This is a genomic window from Mesorhizobium sp. M8A.F.Ca.ET.181.01.1.1, from assembly GCF_004792025.1.
Taxonomy (GTDB): domain Bacteria; phylum Pseudomonadota; class Alphaproteobacteria; order Rhizobiales; family Rhizobiaceae; genus Mesorhizobium.
Genome location: NZ_SRTV01000060.1, coordinates 1 through 417, shown reverse-complemented (window position 1 = coordinate 417; position 417 = coordinate 1). Strand labels below are relative to the sequence as shown.

The window sequence follows — 417 nt, the reverse complement described above, 5'->3', positions numbered from 1 at the left end:
CAGCGGGCAAGCCGCGCTCGCCGAGCTTGCGGCCGACGTGCGCCATCGCCCATGTCGAGATTTCGAACTCGTCGCGCAGCGGCTTGCGGCCGGTGATGCGCTCGGCGTTCAGCACCAGATCTTCCGCGGTGACGGACCACAGCGTGAGAAACGCATGCCTGACCGCCGCGAAATCGATGCCGAGCGAAATCGGCTCGATATTGTGACCAAGCGAGCGGGCGAGTTGGGCGGCGTCTTCGAGTGCGGCGCGAGCGTCGGCGGAAAGCGACGCGGCGAGCATCGGCTCGGTCACATAGGCAATGCTGAGCGGTTTGCACGGCTCTCGGCTTGCCGCGAGGAACGTCCCAGGCGCGCCGAGGCGACGGTCCGCGTTGCCCGCCAGCAGGTCCAGCAGCAAAGCGCTGTCACGCACGCTGC

General features: G+C 67.9%; 1 pseudogene. It reads right to left on the bottom strand.

The features are described 5' to 3' along the window. Window positions 1–417 (bottom strand): annotated as a pseudogene (locus EN824_RS33575) (amidase family protein); the annotation flags it as partial.